We start from the raw sequence: 16,431 nt of genomic DNA, 5'->3' as shown, positions 1-16,431 counted from the left end.
CCGGCCATGCTGATGCGCCTCGCTGCCCGCTTTCCGGTAGCGCTAACGCTCATGATGCAGCGCGGGTGTCAAGCGCAGGGGCGGAGGCACGGAGGTAATCCACGAAGCGGTCGTGCGCCGGCATCGCCGCGGCGGTTCGCGAGTAAGCGTCGGCAAGGCCGGCGAGGGCTGCGAGCACACGCTGGTCGTCGAGCGAGTCGACCAGCGGGTCATGACCGCGCGGCCAGATCCCTTGGCCGGTGAGCACCGCCACCCAGCTCGCGACCGAGAACAGGTCGTCATCGTAGCGGAACAGGCGACCCTTTTCCCGGAAAAGGTTGATCCGGCTGGCGAGGCTGTCCGGGACGGCCATCGTCCGCAGCGCGTCCCAGAAGGGTTCGCCGACCCGGCCGTTCGCCTTGTAGTGGAGGATCACGAAATCGCGGACGGCATCGAACTGCGCCGTCATCAGCCGGTTGTACTCGTCCACCTCAACAGGCGCGAAGCCGCGGTCGGGGAACAGGGCCAGCAGCTTCTGGATGCCCGACTGGACGAGATGGATGCTGGTCGATTCGAGCGGTTCGAGGAAGCCGGCCGACAGGCCGATCGCAACCACATTGCGGTGCCAGAAGCGGGCGCGTCGACCGGTGCGGAACGACAGCGGACGGGGATCGCCGAGAGCCGGTCCGTCAAGGCCGGCCATGAGCATGCCGGCGGCCGCGTCCTCGTCCAGATGCGCGCTCGAATAGACGAGGCCGTTGCCCGTGCGATGCTGCAACGGAATGCGCCACTGCCAGCCCGCGGTCCGCGCAGTGCTGCGCGTGACGGGCAGCAGCGGATCGCGCCGCGCGCTCGGCACCGTCACCGCCCGGTCGCACGGGAGCCAGTGGGACCAGTCCTGGAACGGCACCGCCATGGTCCCGCCGAGCAGCAGGCTGCGAAAGCCGGAGCAGTCGATGAAGAGATCGCCGTCGATCAGTCGGCCGTCGGCGAGGCGGAGATACGTCACATGCCCGTTCTCCCCATGCTGATCGACGGCGGCGACACGCCCTTCCACGCGGCGGATCCCGCCTGCCTCCGCAACGCGACGCAGATGGGCGGCATAAAGGCCCGCATCGAAGTGATAGGCGTAGTTGAGCTGCGAAATGGGAAGCGAAGGGTCGGCACGCGGGCGATCGAACCGCGCGTCATCGGCGGCGACCGCCGACATCCAGTAGCGTTGAAGCGGCCCGACGTCCGGACGGTGGCGATGCTTCAGCCAAACCTGGTGGAAGGGCACCCCGCTGAAATCATGGCCGGGATCGCCAAAGGGGTGGAGATAGCGGCCGTCCCGGTCACCCCAGCCACGGAATTCGATGCCAAGCTTGAAGGTCGCGCCGGTCGCGGCGACGAAGCCAGCCTCGTCGACGCCGATGCGGGCGTTGAAGGCGCGGATCGGCGGAATGGTCGCTTCGCCGACGCCGATCGTGCCGATGTCGTCCGATTCGACGAGGGTGATGCGGCGCCGGCCGTTGGCGAGGACATGGGCGGTCGCCGCCGCCGTCATCCAGCCGGCGGTGCCCCCGCCGACGATGACAACATGGTCGATGGGGGCAGCCAGGGTCAGGGCCGATCCCCCGCCATCCACGCCGCCATCCAGGCGAGCGGCGCGTTCCAGTTGATCGCGACCTCGTTCATCGAAAAGGCGCGCGCATCGTCCCGCCAGCATTGCTGGGCGGCGCAGCGGCCGCGAAGCTCCTTTGCGACATCGTCGCTCATCGCCTGGTTATTGGGTCCGCCGGACAGGACGCCGGGCGGGGGCGGTGGATAGCTGGCGTCGAGCTGGCGCGCCCAGAAGCGGTGATGCGGGTTCTCCATCCGCCGCACACCGTAGCCGGTGACATAGGACATCCCGAGGGGGTTGGCGCCGAGCAGATAGTCCATGACCGCGATCGCCGGCCGCTCAAGCGCTTGATCGCCCGTCCAGCCCGCCGCCATGGCAAGGATCATCGCCCGGTTGAGCAGGTTGCTGTTCGATCCCCATTGATAACGGGTGCCGGCATAGGGGATGCCGACCGCGCTGGTCGGCGCCTCCGCTGCCCAGCGGCGCGCCGCGTCCACCAGCATCGTTCGCGCGGTCGCGGCGTCGCTGTCCGGCCCCGCAACGGCGATGCTGATCAGGCCGAGCGGGGCGACCGATGCCCAGCCGGGCTCCGCCGCGATCGGCTGTCGCCAGAAGGGCGATTGGCGCACGACGGCGGCGAAGCGCGCATCACCGGTGGTGGCGAAGAGTTCGGCCGCCGCCCAGAAGCGCTCGTCCGATAGATCGCCGTCGCCGTAGCTGCCGCTGCCGGCGAAATCATGCGCGAGGATGCGCGGATTGCGCTCGGCCGCATTCCAGGCGGCGACCGCGGCGGCGCGGCAGCGGGCAGCGAAGGTGGGATCGAGGTCACGCCACACCCGTGCACATTGTGCGGCGGTCGCCGCGAGGTTGAGCGTGGCCGCAGTCGATGGCGGATAGAGGAAGCGCGGCTGCGGATCGCGATCAGGACGCATTGGAAGCGCCGTCCAGGCGACATCCGCGACCTTGTGATGCGCCATCCCACCTGCTTCCACGGTGGAAAAGCGGAGCGGTGCGGTGCCGGGGGCCTGATCGACGGGCAGGCTCAACCGCGTGTCGGCCGGCACCTGCATCGCCAGCATGAACTCCATCTGCCAGCGCGCATGGTCCAGCAGGTCGGAGACGCCGTTTCCAGCCTCCGGCAGCGGCAGCGCGCCATCTGCGACGGGCAGCGCGCGGCCGCCCGCTTCGCTCCATTCATGCAGGTTCAGGAGCGTCCAGAGACTGATGCCACCGTTGACCACATATTTCCCGTGGTCGCCGGCATCATACCAGCCGCCGGTGACGTCGAGCGTGTATGCGCAACCGGGCCAGCGATTGCCGCGATCGTCGGTTCCGGAAAAGCAGGTCGCCCGCTCCGGCAGATGTCCGGCCGGGCGCGCCCATTCCGCCCCGCCGGCAAATGTCGCCTCGATCGGCGTACCGGCGCGATTCTGGTAGAAGAAGCCGAGCGCATCGCGGGCAAGCGGCGCGTAGAGCCTGGCGGGGCCGACCGCGAATGGTGCGCTCCGCTCCTCCCCAACCACCAGCCTGTAGTCGGCGCCCTCGATCGCGAGCGGGTCGAGGTCGATGCGGTGCAGCGGCACGCCCGCGGCCGCGTCGGGCGCAAGCGGAACGCTCTGCCCCGTCAGCACCGGCCGCCCGGCGTCGTCCACAACCGACCATCCGACCGGAGCAGTCGCGTCCGACTGCACAAACGCCCGCTTCGGAGCGTCTGCAATGTAGCCGAGCTGGTTGACGTGCAGCTGCGCTGCGGCGGGCGCGCACAGCAGCGATGCAGCGGCAAGGGCGAGCCCGGTTCTCACCGGGAAGCGCCGCTGTGCGCATAAACGCCGAAGACGGCACCCACGAAGCCGCCGGCATGCGCCGTGCTGAGGATGGTGGGGTCGATATCGTCGGCAAGCGTGCGCCATTCTGTTCCTGCCGCGCGCCACGCGAGCTGGTAGCGCCGGGCGTTGCCGGTGATACTGAGATCCACCGGTGTGCCGGGAGCGCCCGGGAGCGGGGCCGTCGCAAGAGTGCGGCCGGTTGCGGGATCGTCGCTGCCGTCGCGGAGAGCGGCGCGCAGCACGGGGCGGCCGCCGACATGGGCGATGGTCACCGAAAGCCAGTGATCGTCGCTCTGCAAGGCGACCAGGCCGGCCTCGTCGCCGTCACGCTCCGGCACGAAGCGCACCGTGGTTTCGGCAACGGCATCCCGGTGCTGCTGGCGACGCGCGAGGAAGGACGGGTTGCCGTTGTCGCCGAGCGCGGCGACGCGAGCCTGAAGATGCAAGGCGCCATCGCCGAGCCGGTACCAGCGTCCGTCGGGATTGCGCATCATCATCCACTCGGGCCCGAGTTCCGCATCCGCGAAGTCATAGGCGACGGTGAACGGGCCGTTCGTCGGGACGGAGCCTGCCGGGCTGCGCGGCAGGGCGGGGCGGGGGTGGACGGTGGCGATCGGCTCGCCCGGACGGGTGATGCGGGGCCACCCGTCGACCCATTGGACCGGCAGCAGGAAGGTCTCCCGCCCGGTGTTGTAGAAATCGCCCCGATAGGGCCGCACCGCCAGGAAGGTGGCCCACCAGTCGCCGTTCGGAAGCTGCACAAGATCCGCATGGCCGGCCGAGGTGATCGGGTTGGACCGGTCGGCCGCCAGATCCCTTTGCGTGAGGATCGGGTTTGCGGGGTTGGGCGTGTAGGGGCCGTCCGGACGGCGCGATCGAAGCGCCACCTGCGAATGGTTGACGGCCGTGCCGCCTTCCGCCGCGAGCAGGTAGTACCAGCCATCCTTCTTCAGGATGTGCGGGCCTTCGATCCAGATGGGGTTGGTGGAGGGGTCGACGCCGCCGTCGACCAGCACCTTGCGCGGCCCCGTCGTCTGCATCGTGGCAAGGTCGAACCGCTGGATCCAGATGGCGCGATGCCCTTCGTAGCGGGGCGTGCCTTCGGGCGGGCCGTTGTTCAGGATCCACGCGCTGCCGTCTTCGTCGAAGAAGAAGGATGGATCGATGCCGCCGCGCAGATCGGGCAGCCAGGTTGGATCGCTCCACGGCCCTGCCGGATCGGTTGCGGTCAGGACGAAATTGTCGCCGCAATCGACGCAGGTGTTGAGGATATAGAAGGTGCCGTTCCGGTGCTCGATGGTCGGCGCGAACACACCGCGCGACAGGCCCAGCCGGCCGAAATCAAGCTGGCCCGGACGGTCGATCGCATTGCCGATCTGCCGCCAGGTCACGAGATCGCGGCTGTGGAACACCGGGATGCCCGGAAAGTAGGAGAAGGTGGAGGTGACGAGGTAATAATCGTCTCCGACCCGGGTGATGCTGGGATCCGGGTAGAAGCCCTGGAGGATCGGATTGCGATAGTCGCCTGACCCAAGGGCCACCGTGTCGGTCGGATCGCTGCCGGAGTATGTGAAGCGGTCGAAGCTGGCGACCGGGCCGGGGCCTGCGGCATCGATCCCCGCGCGGTCGGCCGGAAGCGAGGCACAGCCGGCGGCGACAGACGCAAGCAGCCCGACACACAAAGATCTGAACATAATCCTCCCCGGGGCTCTGATGGCTCGGTATCGCTACCAATAGCGGCTGGGGACGATCGGTCCAGCGTTCACGTCGCCGCGCAGTTGGCGCGGATGAATTCGCGGTGGGGCGGCATGTAGTCGGCCGAGTTGTTGATCGCGTCGCGGATATGCGCCAGCCGCCGTTCCGTTTCGTCCCAGCTCATCATGTCGGCGACCGGATCATAGGCACGCGGCGCCAGCTGCTGCCCGAGCATCACGGCGAACCAGCTGGTGTCGTTGAACAGCTCTTCGTTCTCCCGGAACGTGCGGCCGTGGCTTTGGAAAACGCGCATCTTCTCGGCCAGTCGTTCCGGCACGGCCATGTTGCGGCAATGATCCCAGAAGGCGGAGTCGCGGCGCTCGGTCGCGTGGTAATGGAGGATCAGGAAGTCGCGGATCTCGGCATATTCGGTCGACAGGATCCGGTTGTAGCGATCGATCTCCGCAGGATCGAAGCGCCGATCCGGGAACATGGCGAGGAGGCGGGAGATGCCGCTCTGGATCAGCCAGAGGCTGGTCGATTCGAGCGGTTCCATGAAGCCGGCGGCGAGGCCCAGAGCGACGCAGTTGCGCACCCAGAAGGACGTGCGGTGCCCGGTGCGGAACGGCACCAGACGGGGATCGGCAAGCGGCTCCCCATCCAGGTTTTCGAGCAGCATGGCCGTTGCCTCGTCGTCGCTGAGGTAGCGGCTGCAATAGACATGGCCGTTGCCGACCCGATGCTGCAGCGGGATGCGCCATTGCCAGCCGGCCTTGCGCGCGGTGGAGCGCGTGAAGGGCGTCATCGCGTCGCTGCCGGCGCAGGGCACGGCGACGGCCCGGTCGCAGGGCAGCCAGTGCGACCAGTCCACAAAGCCGGTGCCGAGCGCCTTTCCGATCAGCAGCGCCCGGAAGCCGGAGCAGTCGATGAACAGATCGCCCCCGATCCGGGTGCCGTCGGCGAGCACCACAGCCTCCACAAAGCCGTCGCCGGGCCGCAGCGGCACATCGACGACGCGGCCTTCCTGCCGGACGACGCCGCGCGCCTCCGCGAACCGGCGCAGGTAGTTCGCGTAGAGGCCCGCATCGAAATGGTAGGCATAGGCGATCTCCGACAGCGGTGATCGGCCGGCGTCGATCGGGCGCATGAACTTGCCGCGGCTGGCAGCGGTCGCCTGCAGCGACCAGTCCTCGATCGGCCGGGTGTCGCCGTTGGCGCGTGCGCGCAGGTAGTAGGCGTGGAAGGACACGCCGCCCATGTTGACGCCGAAGCTGCCGAACGGGTGGAAGTAGCTGTGGCCGATGCGGGCCCAGTCGACGAACTCGATGCCGAGCTTGAAGCTGCCCTTGGTCTCCCGGATGAACTCGTCCTCGTCGATGCCGAGCATGCGGTTGAAGGTCGCCATCTGTGGGATGGTCGCCTCGCCGACCCCGACGGTGCCGATCTCGTCCGATTCCACGACGGTGACGTCGGCATAGTCCGGCCCCAGGATGCGGGCGAGGGTGGCGGCGGCCATCCATCCGGCGCTGCCGCCGCCGACGATGACGATGCGGCGGATACGATCGGGGGGAAGGGGCGCCTGGTTCATGGATCCTGTTCTCAATGGGTGGCCGCCACCGGCGGGAGATCGCGCACGGCCGCAACCAGGCGGTCCCGGACGCGGGCAAGATGCGCTTCGATCGCGGTCAGCGGAAGTGCCGCTGCGCGCGGCTCCTGCCGGCGGGGAGAGGCGGCGAACATGTCGAGGAGCCAGATCCAGTCGTCCTCGTCGACGGGCTCATCGTCGAGCATCGACACGCGGCCGCGGCTTTCGAACAGCGCGATCTTCGACAGCAGCGCATCGTCGGCGGGTGCCGCGCGGACCGCATCCCAGAATGGCTCGCCCCGCCGGCGGTTGAGCCGGTATGGCAGCTGAGAGAGGTCGCGCACCCGCGCATGCCGGCGGGATGCGACGCGGTTGAACTGGCTGGCCTCCGCCTGTCCGCCCGGCGTGGCGGGAAGCAGTGTCAGCAGCAGGTCGAGCGCATCAGCGGCGGTGGCGAGGGGAAGCGCGTGGAGCGGGTCCACCACCAAGGCGGCGGAGCCGAGCGCGACGACATTGCCCGACCAGGGACGGCGATGCGCGCCCGGGAGGAAGGGAGCCCCGTCCGCACCGAAGATGCTGGCGCCGATGCGCTGGGTCACCCAGCCATCGCCGGTCCATTGATCCACGGCCCAGCCGGCACCTTCCGCCCGGTGGATGGCGAAGGGTTGCGGCGCGCGGGGGGCGGCCGTGGTCCACGTCACCCGGTCGCACGGGAGGCGGTCGCGCCAGGGATCGAACCCGTCCCCGGCGACGCGATCGATCAGCCGGCGCTGTTCACCCGTGCAATCGACGTAAAGGTCGGCGCGAACCTCCGTTTCATCCTGGAGCCGGAGATGGTCGATCTGCCCGGTTTCGTCGATCCGAGCCTCCGCAAGCGGCGCCAGCAGCTCTACGGCTCGTGCCGTCGCGCGGGTGCGGAGCGCGGCTGCGAAGCGCGTCACCGACAGCATCACGCCAGGCGAGAGCGTTGACAGCGGAGAGCCGGGGTGCGGCGCAGGCGCGATGCCGCGCCCGGCGCGGGCGGCCAGCGCGGCCAGCGAGAAGTCGGCGCCCTGGGCCGGTCGGCCATCCGCCCGCCAGCGGGCGAGGATCTGATGAAAGGGGATGCCGTCGAGCGGTGCGCCGACATCGCCGAAGGACCAGAAGGCGGCGGTGCCGCGCCCCGACCAGTCGCGAAAGCCGATCCCCTGAACCCAGCCGGTGGCCGCTTCGCCCAGCGCATCGGCGACCGGACTGTCCGCCGCCAGCGCGCGTGCGGTCCACTGCGGAAGGGCGATGGCGCTGGGGCCGACCGGTCCAATCCCATGGTCGACGCTGCCAGCAGGAACGACGCGCACCCGGCTGCCGCCGACCGCAGCCGCCAGCCTGACCGCGGCCAGCCAGGCGAGAAGGCCGTCGCCGGCGATGATGATCGTGGGAGCGGCCGGCGCGATCATGCATCCGCCAGATGCGGAGGGAGGGAGGCAGCCTGGGCGACAAGCGCGCCGCGCCATGCCTGCGCCGACGCCGCGCTGTCCGGGACCGGGGTTCGGGCGGCGCGAGGGTCGACGGCATCGGGGATCATGCGCTGACCCAGGAAGACGGCCAGCCAGCTCGGTTCCAGGAACATGCCGTGGCGGTAGAGCGGAACAACACCGCGCGCGCGGAACAGCGAGATGGCTTCTGCCAGGCTGTGCGGCAGTTCCATGGTGCGGACATAGGACCAGAAGGCGGTGTCGTCCCGCTGCGTCGCGCAATAGTGAAGAATCAGGAAGTCGCGGATCCGATCATATTCGGCATCCATCAGCCGGTTGAATTCGGTCGCGTCGACCGGGTCGGGGCTTCCCGTCGGGAAAAGGTCGAGCAGCCGGCCGATCGCAAGCTGGACCAGATGGATGGAAGTGGACTCGAGCGGCTCCAGGAAGCCCGCGGCGAGACCGATCGCCACCGTGTTGCCGATCCACTGACGCCGGCGCTTGCCGGTGGTGAAGCGAAGCCGGCGCGGGTCGGCAAGCGGCGCCCCGTCAAGTTCAGCCAGCAGCGCCGCCTCCGCAGCGTCATCATCGGTGAAGCGGCTGGAATAGACATGGCCGTTGCCGGTGCGGTGGCGAAGCGGGATGCGCCATGCCCAGCCGGCGGCCAGGGCGGTGGCGCGCGTGTAGGGCGTGATGCCGCTGTCGGGCCGGCGCTCGCACGGGACGGCCACCGCCCGGTCGCAGGGCAGCCAGTGGCTCCAATCCTCATAGCCCGCGCCGAGCGCCCCTTCGATCAGGAGCCCGCGAAAGCCGGAGCAGTCGACAAAGAAGTCGGCGGCAAGCACGCGTCCGTCCGCCAGCCGCACGGCTGCGACATCGCCGCTGTCCTCGCTGCGGTCGACGGAGACCACGCGCCCTTCGGTCCGCCGCACGCCGCGACCTTCTGCATAGCGCCGGAGGTAACGGGCGTAGAGCAGCGCATCGAATTGATAGGCGTAGGAGAAGGTCGACAGCGGCGAGGCCGGATCGGTCGACGGATGCGCGAAGCGGCTGGTGCGCGCCATTTCGCACGGCAAGGAATAATGATCGAACGGGGCGGCCTGCCCGGCGTGGTGGAGCCGGACCCAGTGATGATGGAATTCGGCGCCATCGATCGGCGCGCCGAACACGCCGAACGGGTGGATATAGCTGTCGCCGATCCGCCCCCAGTTGCGAAACTCGATGCCGAGTTTGAAGGTCGCCTGCGTTTCCGACATGAAGTGGGCTTCGTCGAAGCCGAGGCTGGCGTTGAAGTGCCGGATGTGCGGCACGGTGGCTTCCCCCACGCCCACGGTGCCGATCTCCTCCGACTCGACGAGAGTGACGGCGATACCGGTATCAGCAAGCTTGTGAGCCAAGGCAGCCGCGGTCATCCAGCCGGCGGTGCCGCCGCCGACGATCAACACGGTCCTGATGCGATCCTGCTCCACGGGGCGCGAAACCTAGCGCACCGATGCACCCCGTCAACGGTCCCGAAATCGGGCGATGGTGTGAGTTCGGCAACAGTGCAGAAACTTTTCGCAGCGGGGCTTGATCGTCCGACCAGCTGGTTGGTAGCGTCACCATCAAATGCGCAACTCGGTGATGTTAGCGCTACAACGGGAGGGTGGATTGCTGAAGGCCGAACCTCGAGTCATGTCTCGTTCGCGCCGCGGCGCGATGTCCGGCCTGTGGTCGGGCTGTTCCGTGCTCGTCCTTGCGGGTGCTGGAGCCGGGACCCCCGCGCTTGCGCAGCAGGCGACCGCAGCCACCACCGCCCAGGCATCGCAGCCGCGCACGACGCCGCCGGCGCAGGGAACGACGGGCGCGAGCGGCGGATCGTCTGCCGAGGCGCTGGGGGTGACGCCGGCAACCTCGACGCCGCCGGCCGCGTTGACGGACGATGACGCCACCGCCTCCGAAGAGGACGTGATCGTCACCGGCTACCGGCAGTCGCTGCAGAACGCCCAGTCGATCAAGCGTGACTCCAACGTGATCGTGGATTCGGTCACGTCGGAAGACATCGGCGCGTTGCCCGACCGGTCGGTGGTCGAGACCCTGCAGCGCATCCCGGGCGTGTCGATCAGCCGCTTTGCCGCCGGCGTCGATCCCGACCACTTCTCCGTGGAAGGATCGCAGGCGACCGTGCGCGGCCTCACCTATGTGCGGTCGGAATTCAACGGCCGCGAGGCGTTCTCCGCCCTCAATGGCCGCTCGCTCGGCTTCCAGGACGTGCCGTCCGAGCTGCTCGGCGGCGTGGACGTGTTCAAGTCGCCGTCGGCGGACCGCATCGAGGGCGGCATTTCCGGCATCGTCAACCTGCGCACGCGCAAGCCCTTCGACAGCGCCAAGTCCTATCTCGCGGGATCGGCGGAGATCAATTACGGCGACTTCGTCAACAGGTCGGCCCCGACGCTGTCGCTGACCGGCAGCACGCGCTGGGAAACCGGCATCGGCGACATCGGCATCCTGGGCAGCATCGTCTACTCGCAGCTGTTCACGCGGAACGACCGCCTGCAGGTGTCCAGCTTCCGGACGCGCCCGGTGTACAGCAACGGCACGCGCACCGACGTGGTGCCGTTCGACGGCGCGACGCAGACCGGCAGCGGCATCTTCCCGCGCGGCGCCGTGATGGGCACGCAGGACTTCAACCGTGAGCGTTATGGCTATGCCGCCGCCGCGCAGTGGCGCAGCAACGACGGCTCGATGGAAGCGATCTTCCAGTTCCTCCGGTCGGACGCGCGCCAGTCCTGGACCGAGAACACCATCGAGATCGCGACGGACAACGTGACGGCAGCCGGCGACAGCCGCGCGCGCGCCGGCACCACCGTGTCGTTCGACGACGACGACCTGTTCGACCAGGGCCTGATCACCGGCCCGACCGGATGGCGCGCCGACCAGCAGACGGCACCCGGCACCGGCCCCAACCTGGCCGGCACGCGCACGCCCGCCTTCGGCCTCCAGTCGAACAACCAGTATCGCGGCCACGAGGAGCAGAGCGTCACCGACGACTATGGCTTCAACTTCCGCTGGGATCCGAGCGATCGGCTCGGCTTCGTGTTCGACTACAGCCATGTCGAATCGCGTGGCGAGGTTGTCGACAACGGATTGTGGACGTCGTCCTACCAGGACGTGTTCATCGACCTGCGCGGCAAGGACCTGCCCGAGGTGCGCTTCGTTGCGCCGCAGACCTGCGAGACGGTGGCGACCAACGCGCAGGGCCAGTGCATCGGAACACCGGGATCGTCGGCCAATTATCCCACCTATCTGGCAGGGACGAACGGCTTCCTTGATCCGGCCAGCACCTTCTGGCGCTCGGCGATGGACCATGTGGAGGAATCGTCGGGCAACTCCGACGCGTTTCGCTTCGATGCCGAACTGAGCTTCCCGGAAACCGGCTTCCTGCAGTCGATCCGCGCCGGCTATCGCTATGCCGATCGCGACCAGATCGCCCGCAACTCGACCTACAACTGGGGTGTGCTGTCGGAGCAGTGGGGCAATGGCGGTCCCGTCTGGCTGGACGAGCAGATCGGCGGCGCCGGCGCGGACCAGACCGGCCCCAACTCGCAGGTCGGATCCTACCGCTCCTTCATCTTCGGCGACTTCATGCGCGGGCAGGTGCCGTCACCGGCGCTCGGGCGGCTCTATTATTCCGGCCAGCCGGCGAAGGACTATGCGTCCTACATCGCCTTTGCGAAGAGCATCCGCGACGAGTGGCTGCCGGCGGGTTCGGTGCCGACCGGTGGAGCGACCGGCTGGGTTCCGCTTGCCGAGCGGCCGGGCGTGCTTGCGGGTTCGCCCTACCTGCCGGGCGAGGTGAACCCGATCGAGGAGATCAACAACGCCGCCTACATCATGGCGAACTTGGAGCAGGAGTTCGACAACGGCGTCCGCTTCACCGGCAACGTCGGCGTGCGGTACAGCAAGACCGAGCGGACCAGCGGCGGCTTCTTCCAGTTCGGCGGCACCGACCCGCTGACCGACGACGCGACCTGCCGCACGGCGATCCGGCAGATCGTGAATCCGCAGGCGGGCGAAACCCCGCCGACGACACCGACGGTGCCGGCGGGCTGCGCCTTCCTCTACAGCAATCCGCAGGCCCGTGCGGCGGCGCGCGCCTTCTCGAACGCGGCGGTCGAGCCGAACGATTTCGAGCTGAGCTACGACTATGTGCTGCCCGCGGTGAACCTGCGGCTTGAGGTCGGCGGCGGGGTGCAGTTCCGCGCGGCCTACTTCAAGGGGATCTCGCCGCCCAACACGACGCAGATCCGCAACTACTACCCGATCAGCATCGGCCCGCAGACGCCGCCGGGCGCGCAGCTGACGGTGACGCCGAACCTGGCGACGGACGATCCCAACGACGGGATCATCTCCGGCGAGGGCCAGGTGCGCATCGAGGGTGCGGGCATCCGCGCCGGGTCGCCCGACCTGTTGCCGGTGACTGCCGACAATTTCGACCTGACGGCCGAGTGGTATTTCGACGATGTCGGCTCGCTGACGCTCTCGGGCTTCTACAAGCGGGTGAAGGGCGTCGTCGTGTTCGCGACGGAGCGGCAGAGCTTCACCAACAACGGGCAGACCTTCGAAGGCGTGGTGACGCGCGAGATCAACTCGCCCGATACCGGAACCGTGAAGGGTGTGGAGATCGCGTACCAGCAGACCTACGACTTCCTGCCCGGCGCACTGGCGGGCCTGGGGTTGCAGGCGAACTACACCTATGTCGACAGCTCCGGCGTGCCGCAGCCGACGCTTGATCCGGGCGATCTCTCGGTCGCGGATGGCCTGGTGTCCAACGTCGACGTCTCGGGCTTCGGTCTTCAGGGCCTGTCCAAGCACACGGTGAACATCACGCCATTTTACGAATATGGCGGCGTGTCGCTGCGTGCGGCCTACAGCTGGCGGTCGCAGTATCTGCTGACCACCCGCGACGTGATCGTGCCCTACGACCCCGTGTTTCAGGAGGCGTACGGCCAGCTCGACGCATCGGTGTTCGTGCAGGTCACGCCGAACTTCCGCCTGGGTATCCAGGGCGTGAACCTGACCAACTCGATTACCAAGACCTCGGTCGCGGTGCAGGGGCCGGGCGGGGAGGACGACATCCGCATCATCCCGCGCGGCTGGTTCATGAACGACCGCCGCTTCTCGATGCTGGCGCGCTTCAACTTCTGAGGCGCGGCAGGGCACCTGCCCCCGGACGAAAAGATATGGGGCGTCGCCGAAGGGCGGCGCCCCATGTCGTTCAGGACGTGCCGCCGGCGGTCGCGTTCTGCCGCAGCGTCAGGAAGATGTTGGCGGTCAACCGCCCGCGCGCCGGATCTGCGGAGAGGCGTTCCGGCGATGCGATCACACCGGAATGCAGCAGCCGGCTGCGATAGACGGCGACGCGGTTGAAGGCCGCGTCGACCCGCCCGATCTCCTCGAACCAGCGGTCCGATCCCACCCGATACCCTTCCGGCGGATGGCCGCGCTGCTCGTCAGCCTGCGCGGTGTCGAACAGATCCTGCCGATCGGGCGCCAATGTCTCGAATCCGGTGGCACGATGTCGGAAGAAGGCGGTGCCGCCGAACTCCTCCCCACAAAGATAATGAAGGATTGCGAACTGAAGGGGATGATGCGTGTCGACATGCGGCACGCGCTGTGCGGGGACGAGCGTGTCCGGCGGCAGCGTCACCAGCGAGAGCGTGGCCTCGGCGCGACCCAGCCGCACGTCGCCCAGAGCAAAGACGTCCCGGATGAGCGGGAACAGGGCGAGAGCGACCGCCCGCACATAGGCAGGAGGCGCGGGCGCCCGGATGCCGGGATAGCCCCCGGCGGGACCATAAGCGGGCGTGTACCGCGCGACCGCCGCCGCCCGGATGAGCGGGGAAGGATCGGAAAGCAGCCGTTCGATCTTCAGCAGCTGCTCGCCTTCGCGACCAAGCCGAGTGCTGACCGGCGCAAGGGGAGCGATCGTCGTCAGACCCTGATCATCTTCCGCGTTGGACATGATCTTTCCCCGCTGCCACCATGCCCGGCCCTTGCGCGGGAGCGCTACCATGATAACGCTTTGACCAAGCGCGCAAAGGTCCGGCCGAGACCGGGGTGGCGCGGGAGGAGAGCCGTGGCAAGGCCGATCATCACACGGGTGCGACGATTGCTGATTGCGATGGCGGTGCTGTTGCTGCCTGCGGCCGCATCGGCGGAGGATGGCTTCCGCCTGTGGCTGCGCTACGCGCCGCTGGCCGAAGCCGAGGCTGCGGCTATTCGGCCGGCGCTGACCGCCATCATGCTGCCCCCGGAACCCGGGCCGGTCGCGGCCGTCGCTGCGGCCGAGCTGGAGCGAGGGCTGGCGGGCATGGTCGGTCGCGCGCCGATCCGCACCACGCGCCTGCAGGCGGGGACGATCCTGATGCTGCGGGAAGGCGATCCCAGGCTGCGCGAGGCCGGAGTCGACCTACGGGGACTTGGCGACGAAGGGTTCGTGCTGCGCTCCGCGAGCGTCGGCAGCGTGCCGGTGACCGTGATCGGGGCGCGAACGGAGCAGGGGCTGCTCTACGGCAGCTTCGGTCTTCTGCGTCACCTGGGGCAGGGGCGCGCGATCGACGTGCTGGACCTTCGATCGGCGCCGAAGGTGCGCCTCAGGGTCCTCAATCACTGGGACAACCTCGATGGGCATGTCGAGCGTGGCTATGCCGGCGATTCACTCTGGGACTGGTGGCTGCTTCCGGATTGGCGCGACCCGCGGCTGACGGATTACGCCCGCGCCAACGCATCGATCGGCATCAATGGGACGGTGCTGAACAACGTCAATGCCAGCGCCGAGATCCTGACGCCCCGCTATCTGGAGAAGGTCGCGGCGATTGCCGATATGCTGCGCCCGTACGGCATCAAGGTGTACCTCTCCGCGCGCTTTTCCGCGCCGATCGAGATCGGCGGACTGCAGAGCGCCGACCCTGTCGACCCCGCCGTCGGAAGATGGTGGGCGCAGACGGCGAATCGCATTTACGCCCGCATCCCTGATTTCGGCGGTTTTCTCGTCAAGGCCAACTCAGAGGGGCAGCCGGGCCCCGGCGATTATGGCCGCAGCCATGCCGAGGGCGCGAACATGCTCGCCCGGGCGCTCGCACCGCATGGCGGGGTCGTTATGTGGCGCGCCTTTGTATATTCGGAGACCGACGCGGCGGACCGTGCCAAGCAGGCCTATGCCGAGTTCCAGCCGCTCGACGGCCGGTTCGACGACAATGTCATCGTGCAGGTGAAGAACGGCGCGATCGACTTCCAGCCGCGCGAGCCGTTCCACCCGCTGTTCGGCGCCATGCCGCAGACGCCGCTGATGCTGGAGCTGCAGATCACCAAGGAGTATCTCGGCTTCGCGACGCACATCGCCTATCTCGGCACGCTGTTCGAGGAGGTGCTGGATACCGACACGGGCCACCCGGCGGGCACCGTCGCGGATGTGGTGGCGGGGAGCGGACAAGGCGATCGGCTGACCGGCATCGCAGGTGTCGCCAACATCGGCGACGACCGGGACTGGAGCGGATCGACCTTCAATCAGGCGAACTGGTACGCGTTCGGGCGGCTCGCCTGGGATGCGGCGCTGCCGGCCGACGAGATCGCCCGGGAGTGGGCGGCGCAGACCTTCTCACCGCGGGCCGAAGCAATCGCGCCGGTGACCGACATCCTGATGATGTCGCGGGAGGCGGTGGTTGATTACATGACGCCGCTGGGCTTGGCGCACCTGATGGCGACGGACCATCATTATGGACCGGGACCATGGGTCGGCGACCTGGCCAGGCCCGAGTGGAACCCGACCTACTACCATCGGGCAGACCGGGAGGGGATCGGCTTCGATCGCTCGGTGACCGGCAGCAACGCGGTGTCGCAATATGCACCGGCGGTCGCGCGGCGCTTCGGCGATCCGGCAACCACGCCGGACAACCTCCTCCTGTGGTTCCATCATCTTCCTTGGGATCATCGGCTGTCGACGGGAGAGACGCTGTGGGCCGGGCTGATCGCCCGCTACGATCGCGGGGTTGCACGCGTGGCGGAGATGGACCGCCTGTGGAGCCGGACAAGGCCGTTCGTCGATGCGGAACGCCATGCCAAGACGGCGACGTTCCTGGACATCCAGGCGAATGAAGCGCGGTGGTGGCGGGATGCGAGCGTCGCCTATTTCCAGTCGGTATCCGAACTGCCGCTGCCGCCCGGTGCGGCGCCGCCGGCGCACAACCTCGACCACTATAAGTCCCTGACCTTTCCGCACGCGCCCGGACGCGGCGATTGAGGAGCCGT

Annotated in this window: 9 protein-coding genes; 2 read left to right on the top strand and 7 right to left on the bottom strand. The window is 68.4% G+C overall.

The window, feature by feature from the left end; genetic code table 11:
- Nucleotides 1–49: 49 nt before the first annotated feature.
- The 6 genes from GGR88_RS08190 to GGR88_RS08165 all read right to left on the bottom strand — a co-directional run bounded on the left by GGR88_RS08190 (nt 50) and on the right by GGR88_RS08165 (nt 9,611).
- Nucleotides 50–1,606: a tryptophan halogenase family protein gene (locus tag GGR88_RS08190; protein ID WP_342449752.1), complete on the bottom strand. Its 1,557-nt coding sequence runs from the start codon at nt 1,604–1,606 to the stop codon at nt 50–52.
- Nucleotides 1,582–3,384, bottom strand: a complete 1,803-nt coding sequence (locus GGR88_RS08185) for a glycoside hydrolase family 9 protein (protein WP_342449751.1) — start codon at nt 3,382–3,384, stop codon at nt 1,582–1,584. The genes GGR88_RS08190 and GGR88_RS08185 overlap by 25 nt, the downstream gene beginning before the upstream one ends.
- Nucleotides 3,381–5,102 carry a glycoside hydrolase family 43 protein gene (locus GGR88_RS08180; protein WP_167954030.1) on the bottom strand — a complete coding sequence of 574 codons (1,722 nt, stop codon included), beginning with the start codon at nt 5,100–5,102 and terminating at the stop codon, nt 3,381–3,383. The genes GGR88_RS08185 and GGR88_RS08180 overlap by 4 nt, the downstream gene beginning before the upstream one ends.
- Nucleotides 5,103–5,170: 68 nt before the next feature.
- Nucleotides 5,171–6,691 carry a tryptophan halogenase family protein gene (locus tag GGR88_RS08175; protein ID WP_167954029.1) on the bottom strand — a complete coding sequence of 507 codons (1,521 nt, stop codon included), beginning with the start codon at nt 6,689–6,691 and terminating at the stop codon, nt 5,171–5,173.
- Nucleotides 6,692–6,702: 11 nt separating this feature from the next.
- On the bottom strand, nt 6,703–8,124 hold the full coding sequence (locus GGR88_RS08170) for a tryptophan 7-halogenase (protein WP_167954028.1): 1,422 nt from the start codon (nt 8,122–8,124) through the stop codon (nt 6,703–6,705).
- The gene (locus GGR88_RS08165) at nt 8,121–9,611 is read right to left on the bottom strand and encodes a tryptophan halogenase family protein (RefSeq protein ID WP_342449750.1); all 1,491 of its coding nucleotides are present in this window, start codon (nt 9,609–9,611) and stop codon (nt 8,121–8,123) included. Before GGR88_RS08165 ends, GGR88_RS08170 begins: the two co-directional genes overlap by 4 nt.
- A 205-nt stretch (nt 9,612–9,816) precedes the next feature.
- On the opposite strand from GGR88_RS08165, the gene GGR88_RS08160 reads away from it, so the two are divergent.
- The gene (locus tag GGR88_RS08160; RefSeq protein ID WP_167954027.1) at nt 9,817–13,329 is read left to right on the top strand and encodes a TonB-dependent receptor; all 3,513 of its coding nucleotides are present in this window, start codon (nt 9,817–9,819) and stop codon (nt 13,327–13,329) included.
- Between the two features lie 70 nt (nt 13,330–13,399).
- Here the strand turns inward: GGR88_RS08160 and GGR88_RS08155 are convergent, their stop codons facing one another.
- Entirely contained in the window at nt 13,400–14,146 is a 747-nt protein-coding gene (locus GGR88_RS08155) for a DUF6445 family protein (RefSeq protein ID WP_167954026.1), read from the bottom strand.
- Nucleotides 14,147–14,272: 126 nt separating this feature from the next.
- On the opposite strand from GGR88_RS08155, the gene GGR88_RS08150 reads away from it, so the two are divergent.
- Entirely contained in the window at nt 14,273–16,423 is a 2,151-nt protein-coding gene (locus GGR88_RS08150) for an alpha-glucuronidase family glycosyl hydrolase (RefSeq protein WP_425338478.1), read from the top strand.
- Nucleotides 16,424–16,431: the final 8 nt, after the last annotated feature.

The organism is Sphingomonas jejuensis, from assembly GCF_011927695.1.
In the GTDB taxonomy this organism is placed as follows: domain Bacteria; phylum Pseudomonadota; class Alphaproteobacteria; order Sphingomonadales; family Sphingomonadaceae; genus Sphingomonas_K; species Sphingomonas_K jejuensis.
This window is presented reverse-complemented; position numbering and strand designations above follow the sequence as displayed.